At 66.6% G+C, this 26,286-nt stretch carries 31 protein-coding genes; 21 read left to right on the top strand and 10 right to left on the bottom strand.

Annotated features, from left to right (window positions below):
• Positions 1-2 precede the first annotated feature (2 nt).
• Genes BLR57_RS06745 through BLR57_RS06735 form a run of 3 tightly spaced genes read left to right on the top strand, consistent with a single transcriptional unit; the run spans position 3 to position 3,078 of the window.
• Positions 3-1,079, top strand: coding sequence for a carbohydrate ABC transporter permease (locus BLR57_RS06745; protein ID WP_211603177.1), 1,077 nt, complete (start codon positions 3-5; stop codon positions 1,077-1,079).
• A complete protein-coding gene (locus tag BLR57_RS06740; protein ID WP_089695736.1) occupies positions 1,076-1,951 on the top strand; it encodes a carbohydrate ABC transporter permease in 876 nt (291 codons plus the stop codon). The genes BLR57_RS06745 and BLR57_RS06740 overlap by 4 nt, the downstream gene beginning before the upstream one ends.
• On the top strand, positions 1,951-3,078 hold the full coding sequence (locus BLR57_RS06735; RefSeq protein ID WP_089695733.1) for an ABC transporter ATP-binding protein: 1,128 nt from the start codon (positions 1,951-1,953) through the stop codon (positions 3,076-3,078). Before BLR57_RS06740 ends, BLR57_RS06735 begins: the two co-directional genes overlap by 1 nt.
• Before the next feature lie 23 nt (positions 3,079-3,101).
• Here the strand turns inward: BLR57_RS06735 and BLR57_RS06730 are convergent, their stop codons facing one another.
• The 3 genes from BLR57_RS06730 to BLR57_RS06720 are packed head-to-tail and all read right to left on the bottom strand — an operon-like array spanning position 3,102 to position 4,978.
• The gene (locus BLR57_RS06730) at positions 3,102-4,298 is read right to left on the bottom strand and encodes an AGE family epimerase/isomerase (protein WP_089695731.1); all 1,197 of its coding nucleotides are present in this window, start codon (positions 4,296-4,298) and stop codon (positions 3,102-3,104) included.
• Positions 4,299-4,331: 33 nt separating this feature from the next.
• On the bottom strand, positions 4,332-4,601 hold the full coding sequence (locus BLR57_RS06725) for a BolA family protein (protein ID WP_089695730.1): 270 nt from the start codon (positions 4,599-4,601) through the stop codon (positions 4,332-4,334).
• A gap of 56 nt (positions 4,602-4,657) precedes the next feature.
• Entirely contained in the window at positions 4,658-4,978 is a 321-nt protein-coding gene (locus tag BLR57_RS06720) for a hypothetical protein (RefSeq protein ID WP_089695728.1), read from the bottom strand.
• Between the two features lie 83 nt (positions 4,979-5,061).
• Here BLR57_RS06720 and BLR57_RS06715 point away from each other — a divergent pair, with 83 nt between their 5' ends.
• Positions 5,062-5,493, top strand: a complete 432-nt coding sequence (locus BLR57_RS06715) for a DUF7988 family protein (protein ID WP_089695726.1) — start codon at positions 5,062-5,064, stop codon at positions 5,491-5,493.
• Here the strand turns inward: BLR57_RS06715 and fen are convergent.
• Positions 5,490-6,470, bottom strand: a complete 981-nt coding sequence (gene fen, locus BLR57_RS06710) for a flap endonuclease-1 (protein ID WP_089695724.1) — start codon at positions 6,468-6,470, stop codon at positions 5,490-5,492. The two genes, BLR57_RS06715 and fen, sit on opposite strands and share 4 nt — an antisense overlap.
• Before the next feature lie 69 nt (positions 6,471-6,539).
• Positions 6,540-7,247, bottom strand: coding sequence for a GNAT family N-acetyltransferase (locus tag BLR57_RS06705; RefSeq protein ID WP_089695722.1), 708 nt, complete (start codon positions 7,245-7,247; stop codon positions 6,540-6,542).
• A 66-nt stretch (positions 7,248-7,313) separates the two neighbouring features.
• On the opposite strand from BLR57_RS06705, the gene BLR57_RS06700 reads away from it, so the two are divergent.
• Both BLR57_RS06700 and BLR57_RS06695 read left to right on the top strand, forming a co-directional pair.
• Positions 7,314-7,898 (top strand): class I SAM-dependent methyltransferase, encoded by a 585-nt coding sequence (locus BLR57_RS06700; RefSeq protein ID WP_089695720.1) that lies wholly within the window; start codon positions 7,314-7,316, stop codon positions 7,896-7,898.
• 25 nt (positions 7,899-7,923) lie between these two features.
• Positions 7,924-8,349, top strand: coding sequence for a DUF3054 domain-containing protein (locus BLR57_RS06695; RefSeq protein ID WP_089695718.1), 426 nt, complete (start codon positions 7,924-7,926; stop codon positions 8,347-8,349).
• 61 nt (positions 8,350-8,410) lie between these two features.
• Here the strand turns inward: BLR57_RS06695 and BLR57_RS06690 are convergent, their stop codons facing one another.
• Positions 8,411-9,745, bottom strand: a complete 1,335-nt coding sequence (locus tag BLR57_RS06690; RefSeq protein ID WP_089695716.1) for an MFS transporter — start codon at positions 9,743-9,745, stop codon at positions 8,411-8,413.
• Between the two features lie 354 nt (positions 9,746-10,099).
• Between BLR57_RS06690 and BLR57_RS19965 the strand changes: the two genes are divergently transcribed.
• Both BLR57_RS19965 and BLR57_RS06680 read left to right on the top strand, forming a co-directional pair.
• On the top strand, positions 10,100-10,330 hold the full coding sequence (locus tag BLR57_RS19965; protein WP_089695714.1) for a DUF8015 family protein: 231 nt from the start codon (positions 10,100-10,102) through the stop codon (positions 10,328-10,330).
• Positions 10,331-10,387: 57 nt separating this feature from the next.
• Complete coding sequence (locus BLR57_RS06680) at positions 10,388-11,386, top strand: ornithine cyclodeaminase family protein (RefSeq protein ID WP_089695712.1); 999 nt, start codon at positions 10,388-10,390, stop codon at positions 11,384-11,386.
• A gap of 146 nt (positions 11,387-11,532) precedes the next feature.
• Here BLR57_RS06680 and BLR57_RS06675 read toward each other — a convergent pair whose 3' ends face one another.
• Positions 11,533-12,213 carry a helix-turn-helix domain-containing protein gene (locus BLR57_RS06675; protein ID WP_089695709.1) on the bottom strand — a complete coding sequence of 227 codons (681 nt, stop codon included), beginning with the start codon at positions 12,211-12,213 and terminating at the stop codon, positions 11,533-11,535.
• 97 nt (positions 12,214-12,310) lie between these two features.
• Between BLR57_RS06675 and BLR57_RS06670 the strand changes: the two genes are divergently transcribed.
• The 4 genes from BLR57_RS06670 (at position 12,311) to sod (ending at position 15,751) form a co-directional block, all read left to right on the top strand.
• Positions 12,311-13,789 carry a cryptochrome/photolyase family protein gene (locus BLR57_RS06670; RefSeq protein WP_089695706.1) on the top strand — a complete coding sequence of 493 codons (1,479 nt, stop codon included), beginning with the start codon at positions 12,311-12,313 and terminating at the stop codon, positions 13,787-13,789.
• 57 nt (positions 13,790-13,846) lie between these two features.
• Entirely contained in the window at positions 13,847-14,392 is a 546-nt protein-coding gene (locus BLR57_RS06665; RefSeq protein WP_089695702.1) for a hypothetical protein, read from the top strand.
• 40 nt (positions 14,393-14,432) lie between these two features.
• Positions 14,433-15,047 carry a DJ-1/PfpI family protein gene (locus BLR57_RS06660; protein WP_089695699.1) on the top strand — a complete coding sequence of 205 codons (615 nt, stop codon included), beginning with the start codon at positions 14,433-14,435 and terminating at the stop codon, positions 15,045-15,047.
• 104 nt (positions 15,048-15,151) lie between these two features.
• Complete coding sequence (gene sod / locus BLR57_RS06655; protein ID WP_089695697.1) at positions 15,152-15,751, top strand: superoxide dismutase; 600 nt, start codon at positions 15,152-15,154, stop codon at positions 15,749-15,751.
• Positions 15,752-15,833: 82 nt separating this feature from the next.
• Here the strand turns inward: sod and BLR57_RS06650 are convergent, their stop codons facing one another.
• A complete protein-coding gene (locus BLR57_RS06650) occupies positions 15,834-16,247 on the bottom strand; it encodes a DUF7522 family protein (RefSeq protein ID WP_089695694.1) in 414 nt (137 codons plus the stop codon).
• Between the two features lie 162 nt (positions 16,248-16,409).
• On the opposite strand from BLR57_RS06650, the gene BLR57_RS06645 reads away from it, so the two are divergent.
• Entirely contained in the window at positions 16,410-16,679 is a 270-nt protein-coding gene (locus BLR57_RS06645; protein WP_089695690.1) for a DUF5827 family protein, read from the top strand.
• A gap of 19 nt (positions 16,680-16,698) precedes the next feature.
• Here the strand turns inward: BLR57_RS06645 and BLR57_RS06640 are convergent, their stop codons facing one another.
• The gene (locus BLR57_RS06640) at positions 16,699-17,277 is read right to left on the bottom strand and encodes an MBL fold metallo-hydrolase (protein ID WP_089695689.1); all 579 of its coding nucleotides are present in this window, start codon (positions 17,275-17,277) and stop codon (positions 16,699-16,701) included.
• Positions 17,278-17,373: 96 nt separating this feature from the next.
• On the opposite strand from BLR57_RS06640, the gene thyX reads away from it, so the two are divergent.
• The 6 genes from thyX to BLR57_RS06610 all read left to right on the top strand — a co-directional run bounded on the left by thyX (position 17,374) and on the right by BLR57_RS06610 (position 22,571).
• On the top strand, positions 17,374-18,117 hold the full coding sequence (thyX, locus tag BLR57_RS06635) for an FAD-dependent thymidylate synthase (protein WP_089695685.1): 744 nt from the start codon (positions 17,374-17,376) through the stop codon (positions 18,115-18,117).
• Positions 18,118-18,256: 139 nt separating this feature from the next.
• A complete protein-coding gene (locus BLR57_RS06630; RefSeq protein ID WP_089695682.1) occupies positions 18,257-18,451 on the top strand; it encodes an HVO_2922 family protein in 195 nt (64 codons plus the stop codon).
• A 166-nt stretch (positions 18,452-18,617) separates the two neighbouring features.
• Positions 18,618-19,355, top strand: a complete 738-nt coding sequence (psmA, locus tag BLR57_RS06625; protein ID WP_089695678.1) for an archaeal proteasome endopeptidase complex subunit alpha — start codon at positions 18,618-18,620, stop codon at positions 19,353-19,355.
• A gap of 1 nt (position 19,356) precedes the next feature.
• Complete coding sequence (locus tag BLR57_RS06620) at positions 19,357-20,193, top strand: MOSC domain-containing protein (RefSeq protein WP_089695675.1); 837 nt, start codon at positions 19,357-19,359, stop codon at positions 20,191-20,193.
• 185 nt (positions 20,194-20,378) lie between these two features.
• Entirely contained in the window at positions 20,379-21,533 is a 1,155-nt protein-coding gene (locus BLR57_RS06615; RefSeq protein ID WP_089695672.1) for a metal-dependent hydrolase family protein, read from the top strand.
• Positions 21,534-21,659: 126 nt separating this feature from the next.
• Positions 21,660-22,571: a carbohydrate ABC transporter permease gene (locus BLR57_RS06610; RefSeq protein ID WP_089695669.1), complete on the top strand. Its 912-nt coding sequence runs from the start codon at positions 21,660-21,662 to the stop codon at positions 22,569-22,571.
• Position 22,572: 1 nt separating this feature from the next.
• Here BLR57_RS06610 and BLR57_RS06605 read toward each other — a convergent pair whose 3' ends face one another.
• Positions 22,573-24,123 (bottom strand): SLC13 family permease, encoded by a 1,551-nt coding sequence (locus BLR57_RS06605; RefSeq protein WP_089695666.1) that lies wholly within the window; start codon positions 24,121-24,123, stop codon positions 22,573-22,575.
• Between the two features lie 136 nt (positions 24,124-24,259).
• Between BLR57_RS06605 and BLR57_RS06600 the strand changes: the two genes are divergently transcribed.
• Together BLR57_RS06600 and BLR57_RS06595 are read left to right on the top strand one after the other, a co-directional pair.
• Positions 24,260-24,994, top strand: a complete 735-nt coding sequence (locus BLR57_RS06600) for a proteasome assembly chaperone family protein (protein ID WP_089695664.1) — start codon at positions 24,260-24,262, stop codon at positions 24,992-24,994.
• A 46-nt stretch (positions 24,995-25,040) separates the two neighbouring features.
• Positions 25,041-26,240 (top strand): helix-turn-helix transcriptional regulator, encoded by a 1,200-nt coding sequence (locus BLR57_RS06595; RefSeq protein WP_089695661.1) that lies wholly within the window; start codon positions 25,041-25,043, stop codon positions 26,238-26,240.
• Positions 26,241-26,286 lie beyond the last annotated feature (46 nt).

Raw genomic sequence — 26,286 nt, 5'->3', positions numbered from 1 at the left:
CCATGTTCCGACCTTTCTTTCGTGCGTGCAGTCGCATCCGTGCCAGCGTCGGCGACGGCGACGGTGGAAGTGAGCGCGTGACCGGCAGTGCGGACGTTCGAACCGACGACGGTGACGCGGTCCGAACCGACGGCGGCGTCGCCGAGTCGGCGATGGCGGCCGAGAGCGACAGCGACAGCGGCTCGGTCCTCGACAGCGAGTTCGTCCAGTCGCTGCCCTTCTGGGGACCGCCTGCGTTCCTCGTCGTGCTGTTCGTCTACGGCGCGGTCGTGTGGAACGGCGTCATCTCCCTGACCGACTGGGAGGGACTCGGCCAGCCCGAGTATTCGAACTTCGACCTCTCGGTGTACGTCCGGATGGCGGGCGAACTCGCCGACCCGACGTCGAACTTCTTCGTCGCCACCCGTAACACGGTCGCACTGCTCGTCGCGTTCACGGTCGTGACGCTCGTGTTGGGCCTCCTCCTGGCGATTCTCATCGACCAGGGCGTCCGCTTCGACAACACGTTCCGCGTCATCTACCTGCTGCCGATGAGCCTCTCATTCGTCGTCACGGCCATCTTCTGGTCGTGGATGTACAACCCGACCATCGGCCTCGTCAACGAGACGCTTCGGGCCGTGGGATTGGGCGCGTTCACACAGACGTGGCTCTCAGACCCGCAGTTCAAGTTAGGAGCCGTGATATTCGCGTTGATGTGGCAGTTCTCCGGCTACGCGATGGTCGTCTATCTGGCCGGTCTACAGGCCATCCCGGACGACCAGTACGAGGCCGCCAAGGTCGACGGCGCGTCGACGGTTCGGATGTACTGGCGCGTCATCATCCCGCAGCTGCGGTCGTCGACCACGAGCGCCGCCGTCGTCCTGATGGTGTTCGCGCTCAAGGCCTTCGACTTCCTGTTCGTGATGTTCGGTCCGAACCCCGGCCCGTCGGTGGACATCCTCTCGGTCATGATGTTCCGCGAGGCGTTCATGTCGACCAACTGGTCGTACGGCTCGGGTATCGCGACCGTCCTCTTCGCGATGGCACTCGGCGTCATCGCACCCTACCTCTACCGGCAGTACCAGCGAGGTGAACTATGAGTACGTCTTTCGATCCAAAACAACTCGACCTCGGCCGGGTGAGCGTCTACGCCGTCCTCCTCGTGATGGTGGCGTTCTACCTCTCCCCGCTCGAAACGGGCCTGATGACCGCACTGAAGACGCAGGACGCGTTCTTCAGTACGACGCCGTTCGCGCCGCCACCGGCTGGCGGCTTCACCTTCGAGCCGTGGGGCAACGCCTTCGACCGGCTCGCGCCGGGGCTGTTCAACAGCCTCCTCTTCGCGGTGCCGGCGACGGTTCTGTCGGCACTGTTCGGCTCGATGGCGGCCTACGGCATGACCAACCTGAACTGGAAGTACCAGGTCGGTGTCCTCTCTCTGTTCGTCGCCGGCGTGTTCATCCCGTACCAGTCCGTTCTGGTGCCGCTGACGCGCTTCTGGGCGATGGTCGACGTCGCCAGTCTGCTGTCGTTCATCCCGTTCGTCGCCGAGCGCGCGGGTCTCGTCGAACTCGCGGTGACACACACCGCGTACGGCATCCCCATCTGTACCGTGCTCTTCCGGGGCTACTACCTCTCCTTGGACACGGAGATGCTGGAGGCCGCACGGCTCGACGGGGCGACGCCGGCACGCATCTACCGGAAGATCGTCCTGCCGCTGTCGAAACCCATGTTCGCGGTCGCACTCATCTACCAGTTCACGAATATCTGGAACGACCTGTTGTTCGCGCTGGTACTCGTGAGCGACCCGGCCAACGCACCGGTCACCATCGCCCTCAACACGCTGAAGGGGTCGATGGTTCAGCAGTACAACGTCCAGATGGCGGGCGCGTTCGTCGCGGCGCTCCCGACGCTCGTCATCTACGTCCTGTTCGGTGAACAGTTCGCGAAAGGCGTCGCAGGTGAAACCTAATGGCAGAACTCACACTCGATTCGGTCACGAAACGCTTCGACGACGTCGTCGCAGTCGACGGCGTCTCCGTAGACATCGAAGACGGGGAGTTTCTCGTCCTCGTCGGTCCCTCCGGCTGTGGGAAGTCGACGACGCTCCGGATGATCGCCGGGCTGGAGAGCATCTCCGAAGGCGACATCCGCCTCGGGACGACCTCCCTGTCGGGCAAACGCCCGAAGGAACGGGACATCGCGATGGTGTTCCAGTCCTACGCGCTCTACCCACATATGAGCGTCCGCCAGAACATGAGCTTCGGTCTCGAAGAGTCGACGGACCTCTCGAAGGACGCCATCCGGGGCCAGGTCGACGAGGCCGCAGCGATGCTCGACATCGACGAGCTGCTCGAACGCAAGCCCGGCGAGCTGTCGGGTGGGCAACAGCAGCGTGTCGCACTCGGCCGCGCCATCGTCCGCGAACCCGAGGTGTTCCTGATGGACGAGCCGCTCTCGAACCTGGACGCGAAGCTCCGCGCACAGATGCGGACGGAACTCCAGCGCATCCAGGAGGACCTCGACACGACCACCGTCTACGTCACCCACGACCAGACGGAGGCGATGACGATGGGCGACCGTATCGCCATCCTCGACGGCGGCCAACTCCAGCAGGTCGGCACGCCGCTTGAGGTCTACCACAAACCCGCGAACCGCTTCGTCGCGGGCTTCATCGGCGAGCCGTCGATGAACTTCTTCGAGATGGAGGTGCAGGGAGACAGAATCGTCGGCGACGACTTCGCCTACCCGCTCTCCGACGAGACCCGTGAGGCCGTCGGCGACGCGAGCCACGTCACGCTCGGCATCCGTCCCGAAGACATCGAGGTCGTGAGCGAGGCGACCGACAGCCACGACTTCGAGACGGTCGTCGACGTGGTCGAGCCGATGGGCAACGAGAACAACGTCTATCTCTCCTTCTCGCCGGAGGAAGAACACTCGTTCGTCGCCACGGTCGGCGGGATGCGCTCGGTCGAGCCGGGACAGCCCGTCGTCGCACGCTTCTCCGAAGACGCCATCCACATCTTCGACAGCGAGACGGGCATGGCACTCAGAAACCGCTCGCTCGCCGAGATGGAGTCGTCCGAGCCGCGACTGTAGCCCGGCTGAACGGCTCGCTTTTTTTATTCGTCGAACACCGCCAGCGACGCCTCCACCGCCCCGACCGGATGGTAGCCCGGTTCGACGGCCGGACCGTCGTCGGTGTCGACCGGCTCGTTGTCGGGCGTCAGCTTCGCGTACCAGTTCCCACCGGGCGCGACGAGGTTCTCGACGGCGTAGGTCCAGAGGCGGTCGTACCACTCGACGTACCACTCCTCGCCCGTCGCGTCGGCGAGGCGGGCGGCCGCGCCGATAGCCTCGGCGACCGGCCAGCCGTACTTGTCGGCGACGATGGTCTCACCGTCGGGGTTGTGCGTGTAGACCAGCCCGCCGTGCTCGTCGTCCCAGCCGTCGCCGACAGTATGAGCGAAGAGGTCCTCGGCGCGTTCGAGCGGCCACGTAGCGTCGGTATGGTGCGAGAGTTCGGTCAGGAGCTTCGCCCACTCGGCGTGGTGGCCCGGCTGGTAGCCCCACGGCCGGAACTGGTGGCGTTTGTCGTCGCGGTTGTAGTCGAAGTCGTGCGTCCAGTCGGTCGTGTAGTGCTCCCAGATGCGACCGCCCGTTTCGCCCGCGAGGTCGACGGTGAGCCGCCGGGCGATGCGCGTCGCGCGGTCGAGATACCGCTCGTCGCCCGTGGCGTCGTACGCCGCGAGGTGGGCCTCGCAGGCGTGCATATTGGCGTTCTGGCCGCGGTAGGACTCTTGGGGTTCCCAGTCGGCGTCGAGGTCGCTCCGGCAGAGTCCCTGACTCGCTTCCCAGAAGTGCTCGTCGACGACCTCGTAGGTTTCGTCGAGTGCCTCGCGGGCACCGTCGATGCCGACGCTCGTCGCCTCCGCGAGCGCGAGCAGGGCGAAGGCGTGGCCATAGGCCGACCGGTGGCTGTCGACCGGCTCCGTCCCGTCGAGGAGCCAGTGGTAGCCGCCGTCGTCGGCGCGGTGGGCGTTCAGGAGGAAGTCGACGCCGTGTTCGGCCGCCGGGAGTGCCCAGTCGGGACCGCCGTCGCGAGCGAGCCGACAGAAGTTGACCACGAACCGGCAGGTGGCGACGAGATGCTTTGCATCCCCGTCGTAGACTTCCCCGGTCTCCTCGGTCAACTGCGCGACGTAGCCGCCGCGCTCGTCGTCCATGCAGGTCGGATAGTAGAAGTCGATGACCGCCTCCCGGTGTTCGCGGAGCCACACGGGGTCGGCGAACCGGGAGTCGGCGAGAGCGTCGTCCATGGGTTCGAGCGACGTGGCGGGGCCTGAAAAAACCTACTCGGACGAGGCGTGCTGCTCGTACTCCTCGGGCGTGTAGGTCTTGATCTCCATCGCGTGGATGTCCGTCGTCATGTGGTCGCCGAGCGCGTCGTAGACCATCTGATGTTGCTGGACGAGGCTCTTGTCCGCGAAGGCGGGGGAGACGACGACCGCCGCGAAGTGGGCGTCCTCGTGGTTCTGGTCGGGGCTGCGCGGCTGGGAGACCGTCGCCTCGCTGTCCTCGATACCGGCTTCGATGAGCTGCTCGATTTCCGAGAGATCCATGCTCGCGAAAAGGGCCTCTCCCCGTAAAAACGAGACGGGTCGGCGACGGCGAGCGGTCAGGCGGTCGCCCGGTAGGACCGGTAGGTCTGGACGACACCGACGACCGAGAGGAGAGTCAGTTCGACGGCCAAGAGCGTCACGCCGTACGTCAGATACTGCCTGGCGGCGAGGGCGAGCGAGCACACCGCCGCAGCGACGAGACCGACCTGGTAGAGCCGCGGACTGTCCGCGACCAGCCCGCCGCCGACGGTCGCCAGCGCGGCGAGCAACGCGAGGACGAGGACGGAACCGGCTGTCAGCCCGAAGTACAGCAGTCCGAGCGCGCTCACGACGAGGATACCGATGCCGCTGAGGCGCTGTTTCTGTCTCGGGGTCATCGGGGGAGCGTTCAGGTGGTCGACACGAAAGGCTTCGGGACTCGGCAGGAGGAGTTATCCGCCGAGGCGACGCAGCCGACGACGTGACCGACGCTGCCGACGCCGCGCGTACCTACTTGCTCGCCGAGCACGCCGACCTGCTCACCGTCGCGAGCGACTGCGCCGATGCTGTCGCCGCCGGCTGGGACGGGTCGTCGACGACGGACCGTGAGGCAGTTGCGGGACCGCTGGAGGCGACCCTGCGACGTGCAGGGGTGCTCGAGCAGTTGCCGACGGTGCTCGCCGGCGCGGTCGACGCGGCCGGTGGCCACCTGCGCGCACAGCCCGTCCCCGCCCCGCCCTACGTCGTCGTCACGAGTACCGGGCCGGTGTTGCGGGCGACGCTGGATTCGGGGCGACTCGTCGTCTCGATCCACCTGTTCACGGTCGAGCGCGGCGAGAACGGTGAGCAAAATCGCTACGTCCGCACGTCGGGTGACGTCGCCGACGCGGTGTCCGTCGAGTTTCGGAACTAGGTCCAGCGGTCGAGTCCCGTCTGGACCAGTGACTCCTCGATACGTTCGAAGCCTTTCGCGACCTCGTCGGCGTCGACCTCCCACTCCTCGGTGACGTAGGCCCGTGCATCCGCTATGTCCGGGTCGATGTCGAGGTCGACGTCGTAGTCGTCGGTGACCGGGGGGTCCAAGAACAGTTGGCGGATGCGGTCGGCGTGGTCGATGTGGAGATCACGCGCGTCCAACACGCCCCAGAGGTCGCCGTGCTCCTTGACCGTCTTCAACGCTGTCTTCGGCCCGATTCCTTTGATGCCGGGGTTGAAGTCCGTGCCGACGAGGATGGCGATGTCGACGAGCTGTTCGTAGGTGATGTCGTGTTTGTCGAGGGTGGCGTCGAGGTCCATCAGCTCGGGGTCGCCCTTGCTCGTCAGCTGGCGGAGCGTGAACGGCGCGCCGAAGAGGAGGGTGTCGTAGTCCTCGCTGCCGACGTAGTCGGCGTCGCCCGTGCGGGCCATGTAGGAGGCCTGTGCCTCGCCCTCGGCGGGTGCTTCGATGTAGGGAACGTCGAGGCGGTCGAGCAGGCCGCGAGTCGTCTCGTGGATGGTGTCCGTGAGTCGTTGGGTGCGTGCCTCCATCCGGGCGGCCTCGACGGCGTCACCGCGTTCACGGGCCGCGTCGAGTTTCTCCTGGGCCTTCTCCTTCTGTTCGCGACGGGCCTCGACCTCGGCGTCTTTCAGCTCCGTCACGCCGCCGTCGAAGACGAAGACGGGCGTCAGGTCGTGTTCGAAGAACTTCGGCAGTCCCTGGACGAGACCGATGAGGTTCGCGACCTCCTCGCCCTCGTTCGTGGTGTATTTCTCCGAGTTCGTCCACTTGACCGTCGTCGTCAGATACCGGTAGAGCCAGTTGTGCGCGTCGACGGCGACGACGCTCCCGCCGAGGTCGTCGAACGAGACCGCCGAGAGTGCCGCCAAGTCACGTAAGTCCGCGTTTCCCATTGGCCGTCTTTGGGGACTCGCTCGCTTTAATTCCCCGAGTCGTCGTGGCCACCCACGCCGGACACGTCGTCACCGAGGTGGGGTCTCACCGTCGTCGGCGACGCGGCCATCACAGCCGTTGCCGACGTGTCCCTCACAGTCGTCGGCAACGTGGGTCTCACGGTCGTCGTCGAGGCGGGTCCCACGGCCGTCGGCGATAGCCGGTGGTTCCACGCCCTCCTTTGCGTCGAGGAAGTCGTGTTCGGCGTCCGCGAGGTCTCTCTCCCGGAAGACGTCGAGACCGCACTGGTAGGTGGGCCGGTCCGGTTCGCCGGGTCGTTCGAGCACGAGTTCGGCGAGCCCGGTCTGTCGGCCCGTGTAGGCGAAGCCGACCTTGTACATCGCCTGGTACGCGAAGGGGTTGTTGACGGCGATCCGGAGCCGTCGGTAACCCCGTTTCTCGGCTTCCTCGGCGACGAACGCGGCCAGTTTCGGGCCGAGTCCCTGCCCGCGGTAGTCCTCGTGGACGGTGACGTAGCGCAGCCAGAGGACGCCGGGGTCGGTTCGGTCCTCGTTGAACGCGATGGCCGCACGGACGTCGCTCTCGAAGACCGACGGGTCGACCGTCGCGGCGGCGTCGGTCGGGGTCGTCGCCGTCCCGTCGGCGTCTGCGTCGGGGTCTCTGACCACCGCCTTGCCCGTGTTCGACATCACGAACTTCCCCGCGTAGCTGAACGTCCGGTAGTCGAGCCTGAGCGTCGGCTCGTCCTCCGGCCAACCCAGCAGGCAGTACTCCATACCGGACGGTTTGCTCTCGACGGATAAGAGGGCAAGGCTTTGTTTCGCCGGACACCACGGTGTGTCATGTACGGACCCGGTGACGTGGGGTTCTTCGATCGCATCGCTCATCTCTACGACCTTGGGATGCCCGCCGCCGACCGCGACGCCCTGTTCGACGGCCTGAGCCGAGCGGAACGCCCCGTCGAACACGTTCTCGACGTCGGCGGCGGCAGCGGCCGCGCGGCGGTCGCCATGGACGCTCCCGACCGGCAGGTGACCGTCGTCGACGTCTCCCGCGGGATGCTCGCACGCGCTCGAGAGCGCGGTCTCGGCTGCGTCCGCGGCGACGCCCGACGCCTGCCCGTCGCCGACGAAGCCGTCGACGCCGTCACGGTCGTCGACGCTCTCCACCATATGCCCGAGCAACGGACGGTGCTCGCCGACGCCGAACGCGTCCTGAAACCGGGCGGCGTGCTCGTCGTCCGCGAGTTCGACCCGGCCCATCCGCTCGGCCGCGTCGTCGAGTGGACCGAGGGCGTCGCTCGGATGAACTCCCTCTTCACCGGCCCGGACGACCTCGCGCGAGCGGTCGACGCCGCCGGGTTGGATTCCCGGATTCTGGACCGCGGCTTCGGCTATACGGTGGTCGGCGTGAAAACAGGAGAATAATTAGCGTCGGGTCGGAACGGACGGTATGGCCAACTCGCAGAAGTCGTTCCTGGAGAAACGCCTCGATGGCGACGCCCTGCCGCTCGCCGTCGGGGACCTCGTCGTGCTCGTCGCACTGCTGACTTTCGGCGCGGTCCGTCACAACGGGACGGCCGTCCTCGGGATGCCCGCCGAACTGGCGTACACGCTCGTCCCCTTCCTCGTCACCTGGGTCGTCTTCGCCCCGCTCGTGGGTGCGTACTCCGCCGGTGCCGCCGAGTCCGCGAAGGCGGCCGTCCCGCTCGCCATTCGGTCGTGGATACCCGCCGCAGTCGTCGGGATTCCGATCTGGTATCTGCTGCCCGGCAACGCCACGACGCCCGTCGGGGCCGCCATCTTCGCCGGTGTCCTCATCGTCGTCGGCTCGGTCGGACTCGCCGTCTGGCGCACGCTCTGGTTCAAAGTCACGTAGAAGCCACGTAGAAGTCACGTAATCACGTAAGCGCGAACGCTCGACGCTTCTTTTGTCTCACTCAGCCCGTCCGCGACAGCACGATGCCGAGGACAGCCGCGGCCGCCGCGATGGCCGCGAGCGTCGTAAAGAGGACCGTCGGCGTCGCGTAGGTCAGGATGGTCCCCGCGATGACGCCGCCGAGCGCGCCGATGCCGAACACGCCGAGATAGGTGAAGCCGTAGGAGAGTCCGCGCGTTCCGGCGGGGGTGTACTCGGCGACCGTCGCCTGGTAGAGCGGCTGGACGACGAACAGCGTGAAGCCGAGCAGGCTGCCGACGGCGAGCAGCGGGACCAGCCCGATGTTGGCGACCGGGAGGAAGACGAGCGCGAGGAGTGCAAGAAAGCCGAACGAGCCAGCGATGCCGTACTCGACGGAGACGCGGTCGGTCAGCTTGCCGCCGACGTACTGGCCGAGGACGCCGACCATGAGCAGTCCCGAGTAGAAGTAGTTCTCCGGCTGGAGCGGGCGGCCGCCGGAGCCGGAGACGCCGAGCACCGAGAGCAGTGACTCCGGCAGGAGTGCCGTGAGCGGGATGGGGTCGAAGCCGGGGAGATCCGCGAGGAGACCGGGGAGGAAGGTCAGGACGCCGCGGTAGTAGAGTCCCGAACACATCACCACGAGGAAGACGAGCACGAAACTGCCGGTGAACAGCCGCCGAGACTCCGAGACGAACTCGCCGAGCGACGAGACACCCGTGCTCGCCTTGGAGCCACCCGCGTCGCCCGCGTCGCCTGCGTTGCCGTCTTCACCGCCGTCGGCGGCGACGGCGGCAGTCTCGTCGAACTCGGCGCGACTCGCGTAGGCGGCAGCGACGAGTGCTGGGACGGCCAACACGAGCGCGACCGTGGTCCAGTCGAGCACGAGGAGGAGAACGGCCGCCACGAGCGGGCCGAGTCCGATGCCGAGGTTGCCCGCGATGCCGTGGTAGGCGAAGCCGGTGCCGCGCTCCTCGACACCCTTACTCAGGAGCGCGAGACCCGCGGGATGGTAGACGCTGGCCGAGGCTCCCCAGACGAGGAGCGCGAGTGCAACCACGAGCAGCGAGGGCGCGAGACCCAGCAGGAAGAAGGAGCCTGCCATCCCGAGCAGACAGGCCGAGATGAGTCGCCGCGAGCCGACGTGGTCGACGACGATGCCGCCGGGGAGCGCGCCGAGTCCGAACAGTGCGTAGCCCGCGGTAACGACGGCACCGAGTGTCGCCGTGGTCACGGGGAACTGTGCGATACCGAGGTCGATGACCTCGTACTGACTCAGCCAGATCGTGACGAAGATGGGGATGGAGAGTTCGTAGGTGTGTACCATCCCGTGAGCCAGCATCACGAGCCCGACGATGGAACGGTCGTTCCGGTTCACTGCTGTGGGGTCGGACGACGCGCCGGTTTAAGACTCCGATGTGGGCAAAGTTCGGACTCGCGACACGAAGTGATGGCACAGCGAAACGTCCTCCGCGAACAGCACTGTTGTCACACACCACGGCACTGGCCCACACATTTTCGGCAGACGGCGGCGACATTTGCCGGTCTGCGGAGCGGAAATTCGCGCTCAGAAGCGGTTGTCTCGAGCTGCCCGATATCAGCCGTGTCACCGGCTGTGAGTCGACCGTCAGCCCTCATAACTTATGAGGAAGTTACCCAGTGATGATACAGCACATCCCTCTCAGCTACGGGAAAGAATTATATACTCTCTGTCCATAGTTTGTATTGTATTATGACCGGATATTATGATTATGTGCTTGGGGTTATCCCGCTCGCGCTGCTCGGAATTACAGCCGCTCTCAGCATCGTGGGCTTGCCCTTGACGGTGGCCGTCCCTGCCGGGGCGAGCGTGGCAGGGCTGGTCGTCGGACACGCACTCTTCGTAAACGGTCCGGCGACGGCCGCTCCACAGCCGACCGCCACCCCGCAGCCGACGCAGTCCCCTCCGGTCAACGCTGACTAACGTTTCGGCTCTCCGCCGCCCACACGGTTTTTATCGCTGGCTTTCGACGAGTGAGCCATGACGCAGACGCTGTTTTTGACGAGTGAGGACGTGGCAGGACTCGCGACACCCGCCGAGTACGTCGACGCCGTCCGCGAGGGCTACCGACAGCGAGGCAACGGTGCGGCCGCCGAACCCCGGACCAAGCTGGTCAACGACGACCCGGCCGGGATGTTGACCACCTACGCCGCAGTCCTCCCCGACACGGGGGCGATGGGCGGCTATATGTACGACGCTGGCTTCGGCGCGGGCGACGCGTGGTTCATGACGCCGCTGTTCGACGCCGAGTCGGGCGAACCGCTGGCCCTGTTGGACGGCGCGAGCATGAACCCGTTCAAGACCGGCGCGGCCGGTGGCGTCGCCGTCGACGCGCTCGCCCGCGAGGACGCCGAGACGGTCGCCATCATCGGCAGCGGCGCGCAGGCCCGCGGCCAGCTCCGCGCCATCGACACGGTTCGGGACCTCGACACCGTGTGGGTCTACTCGCCGACGAAGGAGAGCCGCGAGGCGTTCGCCGCCGGGATGAACGAGCGTCTCGACGCGAGCGTCGCCGCGGTCGCCTCCAGTGCGGCCGCCATCGAGGACGCGGACGTCGTCGTCACCGCGACGACCGCCAGCGAGCCGGTGTTCGACGGCGACCTGCTCGAACCGGGCACCCACGTCACCGCGATGGGCCAGTACCACCCCGAGAAGCGCGAACTCGACACGACGGCCGTCGAGCGCGCGAAATACGTCTTCGACCTCGAAGCGCGGGCGACCAGTGACGCGGGGTCGTTCATCCACGCCGTCGACGAGGGCGTCGTCGACGAGAGCCACGTCCACGGCGAACTCGGCGAGGTCGTCGCTGGGCGGATCGAGGGTCGGACCGACGACGAGGAGATCACCGTCTTCGACAGCGGCGGAACGGGCATCGAGACCGTCGCAGCGGCGTATCTACTCTACGAGAAGGCAGTCGAGGAAGGCCTTGGGACGACACTCGAGTTCGCCCCCGCCAGCGAGGCACTGACCGGCGAGTGAAAAGACACAGTCGAACCGGCCGTTGGCACGCGAACCGGTGAACGCTGTGTCGTGGGGTCTATCCCCCCATCGGGGTCGTTGCACCCCCGTCTGGGTGCTCGGACCACAGCCACCTATCACCGACTGTTGTTGGCACAACGCATTTATCAGCGGTCGAGACCGTGGCCGTTCTCGGGACCTTCCACCGACCGGAGCAACGCACGTCTGAGAATCTTCTCGTTCGCCCGGCGAATCCGTGAGGAGAGCGCCTGCTGGGAGATGTCGAGTTCGGGCGCGAGCGTCGCGAGCGACACCTTCCGCGGCGAGTCGAAGTAGCCTCGCTGGACGGCGAGGACGAGGGCCTCTCGCTGTTCGGGTGTGAGTTCGAACTGGTGGCCCTGGTCGAAGTCCGCGGTCAGCGTGTAGACCCGTTCGAGATGGATGGGAATCTCGTAGTCCGAACAGTGGTTGTAGAAGTCCGCCAGCGTGTTGTGATCGGAGAACCGTACCCGGAAAGCCCACTTGTCGCTGTTGCCGCGGGTCTCGAGGATGGTCCCGCCCGTCTCGCCGATGCCGGAGACGAGGTCGTCGACGGCGTCCCACTCGATGCGGTAGAGGACGCTGTCGCCGAGACGGTCGAGCGGAGTGAGTGTCGAGACGTGGGAGTCTTCGAGGACGTGGCGTTCGAACGCCTCGAAGTCCGCCCCGGTGGCCCAGAGGAAGGGTAACAGGGCGGCGTCGGTGGGGACGATGCGTTCCAGCGTCAGCTCCATCCCCTCCGCCGTCGCGAGCGCGGTGCCGAAGAGGAAATCGTCGGTCGAAACAGTGAACTCGACGATAACACTCATTTCCGGACTGTTGTCGCCAGCCGACTTAACGCTATCAGCGACGGCCACAGACCACCGGGTTCGGTAGCTTAACCTCCGGGCCGTCCGTGCCACCGGTATGCAGCTACACTGGCACCGCCGTGACCTGCGGGCGGCCGACAACCGCGGACTCGCGACGGCCGCCGAGGCCGGTCCCGTCCTCGCGGTGTTCGTCTTCGACGACGACGTGCTGGCCCACGCGGCACCGCCACGGGTACGGTTCATGCTCGACGCCCTCGCCGAGTTACGAGCGTGGTACCGCGACCACGGCAGCGACCTCGTCGTCGCCCACGGCGACCCACGGGAGGTGCTTCCCGACCTCGCCGAGGAGTACGGCGTCGACCGGGTCGTCTGGAACAAGGACTACACCGGTCTCGCCCGCGAGCGTGACGCGGCGGTCCGGCAGGCACTCGACGACGCCGGCGTCGCCCGCGAGGTCGTCCACGACGCCATCCACCACGAACCCGGCTCCATCACGACCAACGCGGGCGACCCCTACTCCGTCTACACCTACTTCTGGAAGAAGTGGCGGACGCACGAGAAGGCCGACCCCTACGAGCCGCCGACAGCCGAGCAGCTCGTCGACGCCAGTGACCTCGACACCCGGGAACTCCCGACCATCGGGGAGTTGGGCTTCGAGGAACCTGAGGCGGACGTCCAAGCGGCCGGTACCGAGGCGGCCCGCGACCTGCTCGCGGCGTTCTGCGAGGACGGCATCTACCGCTACGGCGAGGACCGCGACTATCCGACGAAGGACGCGACGTCGCGGCTCTCCCCACACATGAAGTTCGGCACCATCGGCGTGCGGGAGGTCTACGAAGCGACCGAGCAGGCGAAGCGCGCACTCGACGTCGACGCTGGCACAGAAGACGACGGCGAGAAGGAAAGCGAGGGCGAGGGTGACGACGAGAAACCCGACGAACTCGAATCAATCGAGGAGTTCCAGTCCCAACTCGCGTGGCGGGAGTTCTACACGCACGTCCTCTTCTTCAACCCCGAAGTCGTCTCGCAGAACTACAAGGAGTACGAGCACGACATCGAGTGGCACAACGACCCCGAGGAGTTGCAGGCGTGGAAGGAAGGGGAGACCGGCTACCCCATCGTCGACGCCGGGATGCGCCAACTGAAGCAGGAGGCGTTCATGCACAACCGCGTGCGGATGATCGTCGCCTCGTTCCTGACCAAGGACCTGCTCATCGACTGGCGGGAGGGCTACGCGCACTTCTGTGAGTATCTCGCCGACCACGACACCGCCAACGACAACGGCGGCTGGCAGTGGGCGGCGTCGACGGGGACGGACGCCCAGCCGTACTTCCGCATCTTCAACCCGATGACGCAGGGCGAGCGGTACGACGCCGAGGCGGAGTATATCAAGGAGTACGTCCCCGAACTCCGGGACGTCACGGCCAACACCATCCACGAGTGGCACGAGATAACCGACCTCGAACGCGAGCGGGTCGCCCCCGACTATCCGCACCCTATCGTCGATCACTCCGAGCGGCGCGAGGAGGCACTCTCGATGTACAAACAGGCCCGCGGCGACGACGAAGACGACTAGTCGGAGACGGGTCGGAGGGCCGACACGTTCTTTTTACGGCCGTGTGAGGGTCGGAGTATGAAGCCCTCCACGTCAGTCCCCGAGTCGTCGCTCCTCCTCGCGTTCCTCGTCGGCGTGCTCCTCACCAGCGCTGTCGGACTCGTCGCGTTCGACGTCCAACCGGCCAACGCCGACCGCGGGCCCGACCCGACGAGTCCCCCGCACTCCTACTCCTATGGTGGCGGGAGCTGTACTGCACCCGAACAGGCCGACACCGGCTGGGCACACGAGGTCGCAACCGGTACCTCTCGGACGTTCACCGCGAACTTCACTGTCGTCCACGACGCCGACGAGGAACTGAACGTCTCCTTCGATACCCACCGCCCCGGCGTCTACGTCCTCGACCTCTCGGTCGTCGAGCGCGACGACCGCCGCGGAAGTGAGAGCGACTCGTCGGACTGCACGACGGCGAGCATCCTCGAGTTCGCGGCGTCGCTCCCGACCGACTACGAGCGCGTCGAACTCCGCGTCGACGGCGAAACTGTCGAGACGGTCGAGAACGACGGTGACACGGGAGGGGAGCTGTGGCAGTTCGCCTGGAACGAGAGCACCCAGCAGGCCTGACCGCCGAAACTGGTTTCGTCCTCACCCGCGCAGAGAGCGTATGACCGACGTCGCCATCCTGCTCTACGAGGGGTTCGACGAACTCGACGCCATCGCCCCCTACGAAGTGTTTCAGACTGCCAGTGCCCTCGGTGCGGACCTCTCGGCTCGCCTCGTCACGCTCGACAGAGTTGACGAAGTAACCGCGAGCCACGGTCTCCGCGTCGGCGTCGACGGGACGCTCGACCCCGAGACCGACCGCCCTGACGTGCTGGTCGTGCCGGGTGGCGGCTGGAACACCCGGAGCGAAGCGGGCGCGTGGGCCGAGGCCGAGCGCGGTGTCGTCCCCGACGCGGCAGCGACGTTGCACGCGGCGGGCGTCACCGTCGCCTCGGTCTGTACCGGCGGGATGTTGCTGGCGCGAGCGGGCCTGACGGATAGGCGACCCGCCGTGACCCACGCGAGTGCCGTCGACGACCTGCGGGAGTCGGGTGCGAACGTGGTGGACGCCCGCGTCGTCGACGACGGTGACCTCCTGACGGCGGGCGGCGTCACCTCGGGACTGGACCTCGCGCTGCATCTGGTCGAACGGTTCGGCGACGCCGAGACCGCCGAGCGGGTCGCCACGGAGATCGAATACGACCGGCGGTTCGACGTGCGCGTCTCGACGGTCTGAGCGACAGATCGCCGGACGCGAATTCGGTCGTGTGGGGTGGTAACAGGCGTCTCCTCAAGCTTTAACAGGATTCCGACCCATCCTCTTTCCGGAGGTAAATTATCATGAGCTACGAACTTGACCCACTCCCGTACGAGTACGACGCGCTGGAGCCGAACATCTCTGAGCAGGTGCTGACGTGGCACCACGACACCCACCACCAGGGCTACGTCAACGGCTGGAACAGCGCCGAGGAGACGCTCGCCGAGAACCGTGAGGCAGGCGACTTCGGTTCCTCTGCGGGCGCGCTCCGCAACGTGACCCACAACGGCTGTGGCCACATCCTTCACGACCTGTTCTGGCAGAACATGTCGCCGGAGGGTGGCGACGAGCCGTCGGGTGACCTCGCGGACCGCATCGCCGAGGACTTCGGCTCCTACGAGGCCTGGAAGGGCGAGTTCGAAGCCGCAGCCGGCAACGCCGGCGGCTGGGCACTGCTCGTCTACGACAGCTTCTCGAACCAGCTGCGCAACGTGGTCGTCGACAAGCACGACCAGGGCGCGCTCTGGGGCAGCCACCCGATTCTGGCGCTCGACGTCTGGGAACACTCGTACTACTACGACTACGGCCCGGCACGCGGCGACTTCATCGAGGCGTTCTTCAACGTCGTCGACTGGAACGAGCCGAGCGCGCGCTACGAGCAGGCTGTCGAACTCTTCGAGTAAGGCCGAACGGTCGCTCACGCGACCAACACCCCGTCATATTTTTCGAGACGCCGCGAACTCGCCCACGGAGCCACCGCGCCGTCTACTCGTCGACCGGCGTGAACTCGCTCACCGGATACTCGTCGAGGATCGCCTGAACCTCCGCCGAGAGCGTGCCGAAGTCGTAGCCGCCCTCGGTGCGGTCGAAGCTGGCCAGGACGCCGACGCGGGCGTCGTCGTCCGTGAGAAACGTCCGGAAGAGTTCGAAGGAAGAGAAGCCGCGGACCGTGTAGTCGTAGTCTGCGTAGTAGAGCGACTCGTAGGTGTCGCGCGTGATGTAACCGTAGCGTTCGTTGTCGATAAAGCTCGTGACGTCGAGGTTGTCGAGGCGGTCCTCGACGTCGTCGCGGGCGTACAGCTTCTGGTGGGTCCACTGGTCGAACAGCCACACGTCCCGCAATGCCTCTCCGCCGAAGGTGCGAACGGTTGCGACGAGAGTCGCCGTCGCCTCACCCATACCCCATCCTCTAGGTCCCGCGTGATAACGATTGTTATGCACGAGTGAAAGGTTCGGCCGAGTCTCCCCTACCCGACCGTGGTGCCGGGCCACGCGAGCGGCAGGGTCGGTTCGGACCACGCGAACAGCAGGGTTTTCCACGGTTCTCCCGTACCGCCGGATATGCCGCGCCCGAAAGACGACTTCGAGCAGCTCTACCCGTGTGACTTCTACACGCCCGAGGAGCTGCTCGACGAGGGGATGATGTACAGCGTCTACGAAATCGCCCGGCTCCTGCAGGGACTCGAACCCGACGCCGAAATCGACGTCGGCACCGAGGACATCCTGCTCGACTGGGCCATCCCGTGGGTCATGCGCAACGCCGACGAACTCGTCGTCGCCGAACCACCGGCCGAGGACGAACCGGGCTACTACGGACTGAAAGACGAGTAGCGCGCCAGAATCCGACTACTCAGTAGAGCCGCGCCGCCTGCGCGGCCTGTTCGATGTGCCGGTACGGCTGGTCGACGACGCTCGGCCCGTGGCCCACGTGCAGCTCGCCGAGTGACTCGTCGGCGGTTGCCAGCACGCGGTCGATGCTCTCGACGAGCAGGTCCCGGTTCCCTTCTTCCAAGTCGGTTCGGCCGAAGCCGCCGTTCTGAAACACCAGGTCGCCCGCGAACAGCACCTCACCGTCCGACGAGAGGAAACAGAGATGGTCGTTCTTGTGTCCCGGCGTGTGGAGCGCGCGGTAGCTTCTGCTGCCGATTTCGACCTCCTCGTCGTCGGCGATTGCGTGGTCGACCATCGGGTGCGACGCGTCGAAGCCCCAGACGTCGACGTCGAAGGCGTCGCGGACGGCGTCGACGTTGCCGACGTGGTCGGGGTGGGTGTGTGTGAGGACGATGGCGTCGAGGTTGTCGACGTCACCCTGCAGGTGGGAGACGGCGTCGAAGTTCGCGCCAGTGTCGACGAGGACGGTCCGGTCGCCGGCGACGAGGAAGGCGTTGCTGGTGAACGCCTGGACGCCCTGGGCGATGTTGTGAATCATTGCCGACGGTACGGCCGGGGGTGGTTTGGCGTTGTCGGCGCGGCCGTCGAAAGTTCACGGTAGAGTTTTGACCGCACAGTTGAGACTTGCCCCCATATGGAAGTCCGCCTGCTCGAAGCCACGCCGGACCCGGAGGAACTCATCTGCCGGGGCGCGCGCAACGACTACATGAGCGAGTTCAACCCCGACCTGTCGTTCGAGGAGACGATGGCCTCGGTCGACGGCGAGACGATGGAGGAGAAGAAGCGGACGCTCATCGGCCATCTGATGCAACACGGCCACTTCGGACCGTTCGAGCATCCGAGCGCGACGTTCGCCATCAAGGGCGTCAGCCGCGCCTGCATGGCGCAGATCACGCGCCACCGCCACGTCAGCTTCGACGTGCAGTCGATGCGCTACGTCTCGTTCGACGACGTCGACCCCGAGCGCGTCGCGGAGGGCGAGATGGTCGTCACGCCGCCGTCGGCCTCAGACCCGAACTGGGTCGGCCGCAACCAGAAGGGCGGCGCGGTCGACGAGGAGACCATCGCAAAGCGCGAGGAGGTCTTCCGGCAGTCGGTCAAACGCTCCGTCGAGGACTACCAGGAACTCTTGGACCTCGGGATGCCACCCGAAGACGCCCGGTTCGTCCTGCCCATCGGCTCGAAAGTCAACATCGTGATGTCGATGAACGCGCGGATGCTGATGCACGTCGCCGACATGCGTGCCGCCGCCGACGCTCAGTGGGAAATCCGCGAGATGACCGAGGAGATTCTGGACCTCGCCGCGGAGTGGTGTCCGGTCACCTTCGACTACTACGAGGAGAAGATGCGGAACCGGAAGAACCGCCTCGCGCCCTGAGCAGTCGGGACCTTTCTGACTGACGCAGTGGCGGAGACCGACGCCTTGTCTTCACCGGCGACAGACAGCCGTGGGCGACGGGATTCGCGTCCGACCTGGCCGTCACTAGTTTATGCGATGTGGACACATAGTTCACGGTATGGCCGCGACCTTCGAACTGTTCGTCGACAGTCAGGGCGAGTACCGGTGGCGACTGAAGCACGCGAACGGCAACATCATCGCGACGAGCGGTGAGGGCTACGCCTCCAAGCAGAAGGCGAAACAGGGGCTCGAAAGTGTCAAGACGAACGCGCCGGACGCTGACGTGGTCGATTCGGTAGACGCGAAACGCTGAGGAGTCGGCGACGGCGGCGAGACGGGGAGCCACGACAGCCCGCGACAACGCCGTCGCGAGCGACGCGGACACGTCTCCCCCTTTACAAGGGTTTTTCCGAGATGAGGGCGTACGGCGTGGTGATGACTACGACCGCGACGCGACAGCAGACACGGGAGGCCGAGCGATGAACCGCAACGACCAGCAGGCCTACGACCGTGGGACGTCGCTGTACTCCCCGGACGGCCGTATCTACCAGGTCGAGTACGCCCGCGAAGCCGTCAAGCGCGGCGCGCCGAGCGTCGGCGTCCGCACCTCCGACGGCGTCGTCCTCGCTGCCCAGAGCCGTGCCGGTTCCTCACTGATGGTACAAGAGAGCATCGAGAAGCTCCACAAGCTCGACGAGCACGTCGGTGCCGCAAGTGCCGGCCACGTCGCCGACGCTCGCAAGCTCGTCGACTTCGCCCGCCGTGAGTCCCAGTCGAACCGCCTGCGCTACGGCGAGGCAATCGGCATCGAGACGCTGACGAAGGAGATCACGGACCTCATCCAGGAGAACACCCAGCGCGGCGGCACCCGCCCGTACGGTGCGGCCCTCCTCGTCGGCGGCATCGACGCCACCGGTCCGCGGCTGTTCGGGACCGACCCCTCCGGCACGCCCCACGAGTGGAAGGCGGTCGCCATCGGCGGTGGCCGCGAGACGATTCAGGACTTCCTCGAAGAGGAGTATTCCGAAGAGCTGACCCTCGAAGACGGCGTGAGCGTCGCCGTCGGCGCGCTCATGAGCGAACTCGAAGAGGCCGAGGCCGAGAGTCTGAGCGTCGCGACCATCTCCGAGGAGGAGGGCTTCCAGGCACTCACGACCGAGGAGATCGCCGCACACCTCGACGACGTCGACACGGACGAGCCGAGCGACGACGAGTAACGTGACCGCCGACGCGACCCCGACCCTTCGCCGTATCACGACCTTTCCGGTGAAATCACTCGACGGCCAGTCGGTCGAGACTGTCGACCTCGTCGAGAACGGTGGGCTGGCCGGAGACCGTGAGTTCGCGCTGTTCGATAGCGAGGGCGCGTACGTCAACGGGAAGCGCGCCCGCGAGATTCACCGAATGCGGTCGTCGGTCGACGGCGAGCGCGACGAGATTACCCTTTCCACCCCCGACCGCGAGCGGGCGACGTTCCAGCTCAACGCCGACAACGAGGAATTGACCGGCTGGCTTACCGAGTTCTTGGGCGAACCCGTCGAGCTTCGCCGCAACCGCGCGGGTGGCTTCCCCGACGACACCGACGCATCGGGACCGACGCTCGTCAGCACGGCCACGATACGCGAACTGGCCTCGTGGTACGACGGCATCACCCCGAGCGGGATGCGGCGACGGCTCCGGGCGAACCTCGAAATCGACGGCGTCCCCGCCTTCTGGGAGGACCGTCTCTTCGCCGACCGCGACAGCCGTGTCGCCTTCGAAATCGGCGACGTCCGGTTCGAGGGCGTCAACCCCTGTCAGCGCTGCGTCGTCCCGAGCCGTGACCCCGAGACGGGCGCGGAGTATCCGGACTTCCGCGAGACCTTCATCGAGCGACGACGCGAGACGATGCCCGCCTGGAGCGGCGGCGACTGGTTCGACCACCACTTCCGCGTCATGCTCAACACCGTCGTCCCCGCCTCGGAGTGGGGCAAGAGCCTCTCGGTCGGTGACAGCGTCCGCATCGGCGAGGTCGTCGACGCTGGGGACGCTGACAGCACTGGCGACACCGACTGAGCACTCCCTACTCCCTCCCCTCCTACCAGTCGGCGAACTTGTCCCGACACTTGTTCTGGCGGTAGCGGTCGAGTCCGCTGACCGTCGAGTGCTCGTTCCATGAGAAACAACCACACGTGGCGAGCCTGCGAGTTTCCCCTGCCGGGACCGGCGGCTTTAGGCACCGGGGTGTGAACACACACCCCATGCACGTACTACGCGGAGGTCACGTCGTCGACGTCGACGGGGTTCGCGAGGTGGACGTCGCGGTCGACGACGGCCGAATCGTCGCCGTCGGCGACGACGTCGAGGAAGGAGACGAAGAGACAGACGTCTCGGGGCAGTTCGTCGCGCCGGGACTCGTCGACGCGCACGTCCATCTGGGCATGGACGGCCGCCCGGACGTGAGCACCGTCCAAGGCGAGAGCGAGGCGACCGCCGCCTACCGCGTCGCCGCCAACCTCCGAGACGCCCTCGACGCGGGCGTGACGACGGTCCGCGACCTCGGCGCGCGCGACTCGCTCGCGCTCGACGCCGCACGAGCCGTCGAGACGGGCGTCCTCGACGGTCCCCGGATTCTCGCAGCGGGACAGAACGTCGTCATGACGGGCGGCCACGGCCACTGGTTCGGCCGCGAAGCCGACGGTGCGGTCGAGGTCCGGAAGGCGGCCCGCGAACAGCTGAAGCGCGGTGCAGACGTCGTGAAATGCATGGCGACCGGCGGCGTGCTCACGGAGGGTGCAGAGACCGGCCTGCCGGAACTCACGGCGGAGGAACTGACCGCGCTGGTCGACGCCGCGAGCGGCAAAGCGGTCCCGACGGCGGCACACGCCCACGGAAAAGACGGCATCGACAACGCCGTCCGCGCGGGTATCTCGAGCATCGAACACGGGACGTTCATGGACCGTGAGACGGCGGAACTGATGGCCGAGCAGGGAACCTACTGGGTCCCCACGACGGCCGCGCTCGTCGGGATCGTCGAGAACGGGGTCGAGGCGGGCATCCCCGAGTCGGCGGTCAGGAAGGCCGACGAGGCCATCGACGCCCACGCCGACGCCTTCGCGCACGCCCTCGACGCCGGTGTCTCCATCGCGATGGGGACGGACGCGGGCACGCCGTTCAACTTCTTCGCGGACATTCCCCAGGAGATGGAACTGCTCGTCGACCGGGGGCTGACGCCGGAACACGCACTCCGAGCCGCGACGGTCGAGGCGGCCGACCTGCTCGGCGTTGACGACCTCGGAAAGGTGGCCGAGGGCTACCACGCCGACCTCGTCGTCCTCGACGCCGACCCGACCGAGGACGCGAGCGCGTGGCGCGAGCCTGCGGCCGTCGTCGCCGCTGGCGAGCGGGTTCGTTAATACGGCCGTCAGCGACAGAACCTCACCTCCGTCGGTCGTCGCTCGCCGGTTCCCCGCGAATCGTGAGACGGCCGAATCTCTGGATAGCGTACGTTTTTCACATCCGTCACGGTACGGTCGAGTAGCATGGTAGAAGCCGACGACGGAGGCAACGTCCTCCAGCGTGGTGTCGCCAACGCGATCCGGTATCCCGGTGCGGCCTACCGGCTGCTCCGGGCCGTCGTCATCGGGTTCTTCCTCGTCGCGTTCGGGTTTCCGCTCTACTGGCTGCTGGTGCTCTCGGTGACACCACCGGGTGCCGCCTTCGGGCTCGGCCTCTTTCCGGAGACGGTGACGCCGGTCAACTTCCTGTATCTCTTGGACCCCTTCGGCCGCTCGCCGTTTCTCTACTACATCGTCAACAGCGTCGTCCTCTCGGCCGCGACGACGGTCGTCGTCCTCGTCGTCGCGACGTTCGCGGGCTACGTCTTCGGCCGCCTGCGGTTTCCCGGTCGGCGCGTCCTGATGCTCGCGACACTCAGCATCGCCTACTTCCCGCCGGCGGCGTTTCTCGTCCCGCTGTTTCGGCTGTTCACCGGCAACGTGACCCTCTTCGGTCTGCGGCCGCCGATGGTCTACAACACCGCCGGGAGCGTGGTCTTTCCCCTGAGCGCGCTGACGCTCCCGCTGGCCATCTTCGTCCTGACGACGTTCTTCCAGCAGATTCCCGACACGCTGGAGGACGCCGCCCGCGTCGAGGGGACGACCCGCCTCGGCGCGCTCTGGCGGGTCGTGCTCCCGCTGTCGGGACCGGGGCTGGCCTCCGCAGCGGTCCTGACGTTCATCCAGGTCTACAACGAGTTCTTCTACTCGTATCTGATGAACGACGGGCAGGTCGACAACTGGGCACCCATCGCACCGGCACTCGTCAACCTTCAGGAGACCGGGCCGACGTTCGCGGCCGCCGGGTCGGTTGCCGCGCTCGTCCCCGTCGTCGTCCTCGTCGCCCTGGCCAGCGAACGACTCGTCGACGCTATCGACACGAGCCACGTCCGCTGACTTACGGGAAGACGAGCGGCAACCACAGAGTCACTGCGAGGGTGACGAGCACGACACCGAGGAGATTGAGCCAGACGCCCACACGGGCCATCTGCGGGAGCGTGACCGAGCCGCTCCCGAAGACGATGGCGTTCGGCGGCGTCGCCACTGGTAGCATAAACGCAAAGGAGGTCGTCGCGGCGACGACAACCATGAGTGCGAACGATCCCGTGCCGAGTGTCTCGCCGAGCGAGGCGGCAATCGGGAGCAAGAGCGACGCAGTCGCCGTGTTCGAGGTCACCTCGGTCAGAAAGACCACGACTGTCGCGACGATGAGCACGGCGAGCACCGGGTTCTCCGGGGCGACCTGTGCCATGCGCGTTGCGGCCCACGCGTCGAGACCGCTCGTGCGAAACGCCCCCGCAAGCGCGAACCCCGCTCCGAAGAGTAACAGCACGCCCCAGGGTAAGCGGGCAGTGTCCTCCCACGAGAGCAGTCGCCCACGGCCCCTCGGAGCTGGCACGAGAAAGACGAGGACGCCACCGACGAGCGCGATGGTCACGTCCGAGACGGCCGGAACGAAGGGCGCGAGAAGGAACGGCCGGGTGAGCCAGCCGCCAGCGACGAGAGCGAAGACCGTGAGCACGGCCCGTTCGCTGCGGTCAAGCGGGCCGAGGTCACCGACGGTTTCCCTGAGCGAGGCCGTCGCGTCGGCGAGGTCGTCGGTCTCCGGCGGAAGGAGCCGGAGCAAGAGCCACCACGTCGCGAGGAGGAAGACGGCGACCAGTGGGAGGGCGAACGCGACCCACTGGCCGAAGCCGATCTCGACGCCGAGGGCGGTTGCGGCGACGCCGACGAGGATGGCGTTGGGCGGCGTCCCGATGGGTGTCGCAACCCCGCCGATGGAGGCTCCATAGGCGATGGCGAGCATCAGCGCGGTCGCGACGTTCGAATTCGGCCGTTCCGTCGTCACGGCCGCCGGGGTGACGACAGCCGGGTCGTCGCCCCGTTCTCGTTCGGTGTGTCCGTCCGTCTCCGTTCCACCGAGATTGGCGACGACCGCCAACCCGACCGGGACGAGGAGCATCGCAGTCGCCGTGTTCGACACCCACATCGAGAGGAACGCGGCGACGAGCATGAAGCCGAGAACGAGCCGTCGCGTCGCCGTCCCGAGCCGTGAGAGGACGACGAACGCGAGTCGTCGGTGGAGACCCGACCGCTCGATGGCGAGCGCGAGGAGGAAGCCACCGAGAAAGAGAAAGACGACCGGTTCGGCATAGGCGGCTGTGACGGTTCCGGCAGGTTCGACACCGACGAGTGGGAGCAAGAGCACGGGCAGGAGGCTCGTCACGGCGACGGGGACGGCCTCCGAGAGCCACCAGATGGCCACCCAGGCCGTGACTGCGAGGGTGGCAACCGCAGGCGACGAGAGTGTCGTCGGAACGATGCCAGCGACGACGACGAGGAAGGCGAGCGGGCCCGCAAAGAGGCCGAGACGGCGTCGTCGCCCCGGAATTCCGTCCCTCCTCGTGCTTGGCGGCGTCTCCGTACCATCCTCGTCTATCCGTGTCATCTCGTCATCCTGCCGTAGCGGACGACTGTACGCGCTCGGAGGAAATAACGCCATCCGCGGGTCGGCGCGGCGGGTCCGGTCCCCAGGGAGGCGTCACCGGGAAAAGCAAATGGTCGCTCGGTGATGTATGCGGAGTATGGATCAGCCAGCACACAGTCCGAGCTTCGAGATTCGACACGAGAGCGAGCCGTCGGGGACGCTCGTCGCTGGGTTCGCAAGCTTCGGCCTCGCCGGACTCATCGCGACCGGCTTTCTCGTCGACCAGTTCGAACTGACCGAGACGGGCCACATCGTTGCCGAGGGGCTGCCAGCGTTTACCCCGTTCGAGAACGGTAGGCCACGGCACCACTCACGGCTCTTCTCTCGGCCGGACCTCGACGTGACGATCCTCGTCAACGACCTGTTCGTCCCCGTCGGCGTCGCCGACAGCTTCGGGGCGGCGATTCTCGACTGGGCCGACGCCAACGCCGTCGAGGAGATAACCGTCCTCGCGGGTGCCCCGTTCCCCCACCAAGACCACGGTGTCCTCTACGTCGCGACCGACGACTACCGAGACTACCGCCTCGGTGACGGCCGGTTCGAGCCGATGGCAAGTGGGTCGTTGGACGGAATCAACGCGAGTCTCATGAGTCGCGGCATCGACTCGCCGCTTCGAGTCGGCCTGTTCGTCACACCGGTTCACACGAGGGTCCCGGACGTCGACGGGGCGATTCGGCTCGTCGAGACGGTCGGGACCCTGTACGGACTCGACGTCGACGCCAGCCCGCTGGAATCGTTCGCTGCAGAGGTCGACCAGTACTACCGCGACCTGGCCGCACGGGTCGAAGCCGCCGAAGAGGAGACCCGCCCGGACGACCGGATGTATATGTGAACTCACGTCAAAAGGTCTTTTGACTGGCTCTGTGTTGGGCCAACAGATGGACTATCGCGGTCTGGCCACAGCCCTACTCGTCGTCTGCCTCTGTTTCGTCCCCGTCGGGGCAGCATCCGTCGACGCTGTGGCGTCGGACGCATCCGGAGACGCACCGAACGTCGCAGTTCAGGAGTCGTTCGACCGCAACGAGGTACAGTTGACTGTCTTCGAAAACGGCTCCGCACGGTGGACGTTCCACTACGAACGGACGCTGACGAACGAGACCGAACAGCAGAACTTCGAGTCGTTCGCCACGGAGTTCAACGCCAACGAGACGCCGCTGTACACGCGGTTCCAGGCGGAGTCGTCAGACCTCGTCGCCGGTGGTGAGAACCTGACCGGCCGGGAGATGACGGCGAACGACTTCAACCGACGGGCGTTCGTGACGACGAGTCTCGGCAACGACATCGGTGTCGTCGAGATGTCGTTCACGTGGACGAACTTCGCCGCCCAGGAGGGTGACCGGGTCATCGTCGGCGACGTGTTCGAAGGCGGACTCTATCTCGGCCCCCAGCAGTCGCTCGTCGTTAGCCCCGGAGGCGACCTCCAGTTCGACTCGGTATCGCCCGAGGGGACGCAGTCGAACAGTAGTTCCCTGGCCGCCAGCGACTCCGTGACCTGGCAGGGCGAACGCGAGTTCACCGACAACCGGCCGCGCGTGGTGTTCGTGCCTCTCTCGACGGACGCGGGTGGTGGCGGCGGTACAGGGGATGACGGGACAACGACCACCCCTGCCCCGACGACGCCGGAGCCGACGTCCGGGTCGGGTGGGCTGTGGATCGTCGGTCTCGTGGGTCTCGTCGCCGTCGGCGGCGCGGCCGCGTGGTATCTCCGCCGACGGGAGACGGTCGACCAGGCCGCTGGCGACTCGGTCTCCACTGCGGAGCCGACGGCGTCCGCGGGCGACACGGCCGGCGCGGCTTCCGCGGCTGGCGCGTCGGGTACCGCCGGAGCCGCGGTCTCCGACGAAGAGTTGCTGACCGACGAGGACCGCGTGGTCTCGATGCTCGAAGACAACGGCGGGCGGATGAAGCAGGTCAACATCGTCGACGAGACCGGCTGGTCGAAGTCGAAGGTGAGTATGCTCCTCTCGGAGATGGAAGAGGCGGGCACCATCTCGAAGCTCCGCGTCGGCCGGGAGAACGTCATCAGTCTCGCGGGCCACGAACCGGACGCGACGCGCTCGCCGTTCGACGACGAGTAGCGCGGCAATCCGACACACAGCGTCCAGAAAACGGAACTGTTTTTAC

It is taken from the genome of Halogranum gelatinilyticum, from assembly GCF_900103715.1.
GTDB lineage: Archaea > Halobacteriota > Halobacteria > Halobacteriales > Haloferacaceae > Halogranum > Halogranum gelatinilyticum.
The sequence above is the reverse complement of the archived record's forward strand: the minus strand, read 5'-3'. Positions and strand labels throughout refer to the sequence as shown.

What these genes read in the sequence shown, in the direction of transcription:
- BLR57_RS06695 (WP_089695718.1), top strand. Translation starts at nt 7,924, where the DNA reads ATGGCCAACTCGCAGAAGTCGTTCCTGGAGAAACGCCTCGATGGCGAC.
- BLR57_RS06605 (WP_089695666.1), bottom strand. Translation starts at nt 24,123, where the DNA reads ATGACACGGATAGACGAGGATGGTACGGAGACGCCGCCAAGCACGAGG.
- BLR57_RS06660 (WP_089695699.1), top strand. Translation starts at nt 14,433, where the DNA reads ATGACCGACGTCGCCATCCTGCTCTACGAGGGGTTCGACGAACTCGAC.
- fen (WP_089695724.1), bottom strand. Translation starts at nt 6,470, where the DNA reads ATGGGAAACGCGGACTTACGTGACTTGGCGGCACTCTCGGCGGTCTCG.
- BLR57_RS06650 (WP_089695694.1), bottom strand. Translation starts at nt 16,247, where the DNA reads ATGGGTGAGGCGACGGCGACTCTCGTCGCAACCGTTCGCACCTTCGGC.
- BLR57_RS06670 (WP_089695706.1), top strand. Translation starts at nt 12,311, where the DNA reads ATGCAGCTACACTGGCACCGCCGTGACCTGCGGGCGGCCGACAACCGC.
- BLR57_RS06705 (WP_089695722.1), bottom strand. Translation starts at nt 7,247, where the DNA reads ATGGAGTACTGCCTGCTGGGTTGGCCGGAGGACGAGCCGACGCTCAGG.
- BLR57_RS06630 (WP_089695682.1), top strand. Translation starts at nt 18,257, where the DNA reads ATGGCCGCGACCTTCGAACTGTTCGTCGACAGTCAGGGCGAGTACCGG.
- psmA (WP_089695678.1), top strand. Translation starts at nt 18,618, where the DNA reads ATGAACCGCAACGACCAGCAGGCCTACGACCGTGGGACGTCGCTGTAC.
- BLR57_RS06645 (WP_089695690.1), top strand. Translation starts at nt 16,410, where the DNA reads ATGCCGCGCCCGAAAGACGACTTCGAGCAGCTCTACCCGTGTGACTTC.
- BLR57_RS06745 (WP_211603177.1), top strand. Translation starts at nt 3, where the DNA reads ATGTTCCGACCTTTCTTTCGTGCGTGCAGTCGCATCCGTGCCAGCGTC.
- BLR57_RS06680 (WP_089695712.1), top strand. Translation starts at nt 10,388, where the DNA reads ATGACGCAGACGCTGTTTTTGACGAGTGAGGACGTGGCAGGACTCGCG.
- BLR57_RS06595 (WP_089695661.1), top strand. Translation starts at nt 25,041, where the DNA reads ATGGACTATCGCGGTCTGGCCACAGCCCTACTCGTCGTCTGCCTCTGT.
- sod (WP_089695697.1), top strand. Translation starts at nt 15,152, where the DNA reads ATGAGCTACGAACTTGACCCACTCCCGTACGAGTACGACGCGCTGGAG.
- BLR57_RS06600 (WP_089695664.1), top strand. Translation starts at nt 24,260, where the DNA reads ATGGATCAGCCAGCACACAGTCCGAGCTTCGAGATTCGACACGAGAGC.
- BLR57_RS06730 (WP_089695731.1), bottom strand. Translation starts at nt 4,298, where the DNA reads ATGGACGACGCTCTCGCCGACTCCCGGTTCGCCGACCCCGTGTGGCTC.
- BLR57_RS06640 (WP_089695689.1), bottom strand. Translation starts at nt 17,277, where the DNA reads ATGATTCACAACATCGCCCAGGGCGTCCAGGCGTTCACCAGCAACGCC.
- BLR57_RS19965 (WP_089695714.1), top strand. Translation starts at nt 10,100, where the DNA reads ATGACCGGATATTATGATTATGTGCTTGGGGTTATCCCGCTCGCGCTG.
- BLR57_RS06665 (WP_089695702.1), top strand. Translation starts at nt 13,847, where the DNA reads ATGAAGCCCTCCACGTCAGTCCCCGAGTCGTCGCTCCTCCTCGCGTTC.
- BLR57_RS06610 (WP_089695669.1), top strand. Translation starts at nt 21,660, where the DNA reads ATGGTAGAAGCCGACGACGGAGGCAACGTCCTCCAGCGTGGTGTCGCC.
- BLR57_RS06740 (WP_089695736.1), top strand. Translation starts at nt 1,076, where the DNA reads ATGAGTACGTCTTTCGATCCAAAACAACTCGACCTCGGCCGGGTGAGC.
- BLR57_RS06675 (WP_089695709.1), bottom strand. Translation starts at nt 12,213, where the DNA reads ATGAGTGTTATCGTCGAGTTCACTGTTTCGACCGACGATTTCCTCTTC.
- thyX (WP_089695685.1), top strand. Translation starts at nt 17,374, where the DNA reads ATGGAAGTCCGCCTGCTCGAAGCCACGCCGGACCCGGAGGAACTCATC.
- BLR57_RS06700 (WP_089695720.1), top strand. Translation starts at nt 7,314, where the DNA reads ATGTACGGACCCGGTGACGTGGGGTTCTTCGATCGCATCGCTCATCTC.
- BLR57_RS06720 (WP_089695728.1), bottom strand. Translation starts at nt 4,978, where the DNA reads ATGACCCCGAGACAGAAACAGCGCCTCAGCGGCATCGGTATCCTCGTC.
- BLR57_RS06725 (WP_089695730.1), bottom strand. Translation starts at nt 4,601, where the DNA reads ATGGATCTCTCGGAAATCGAGCAGCTCATCGAAGCCGGTATCGAGGAC.
- BLR57_RS06615 (WP_089695672.1), top strand. Translation starts at nt 20,379, where the DNA reads ATGCACGTACTACGCGGAGGTCACGTCGTCGACGTCGACGGGGTTCGC.
- BLR57_RS06735 (WP_089695733.1), top strand. Translation starts at nt 1,951, where the DNA reads ATGGCAGAACTCACACTCGATTCGGTCACGAAACGCTTCGACGACGTC.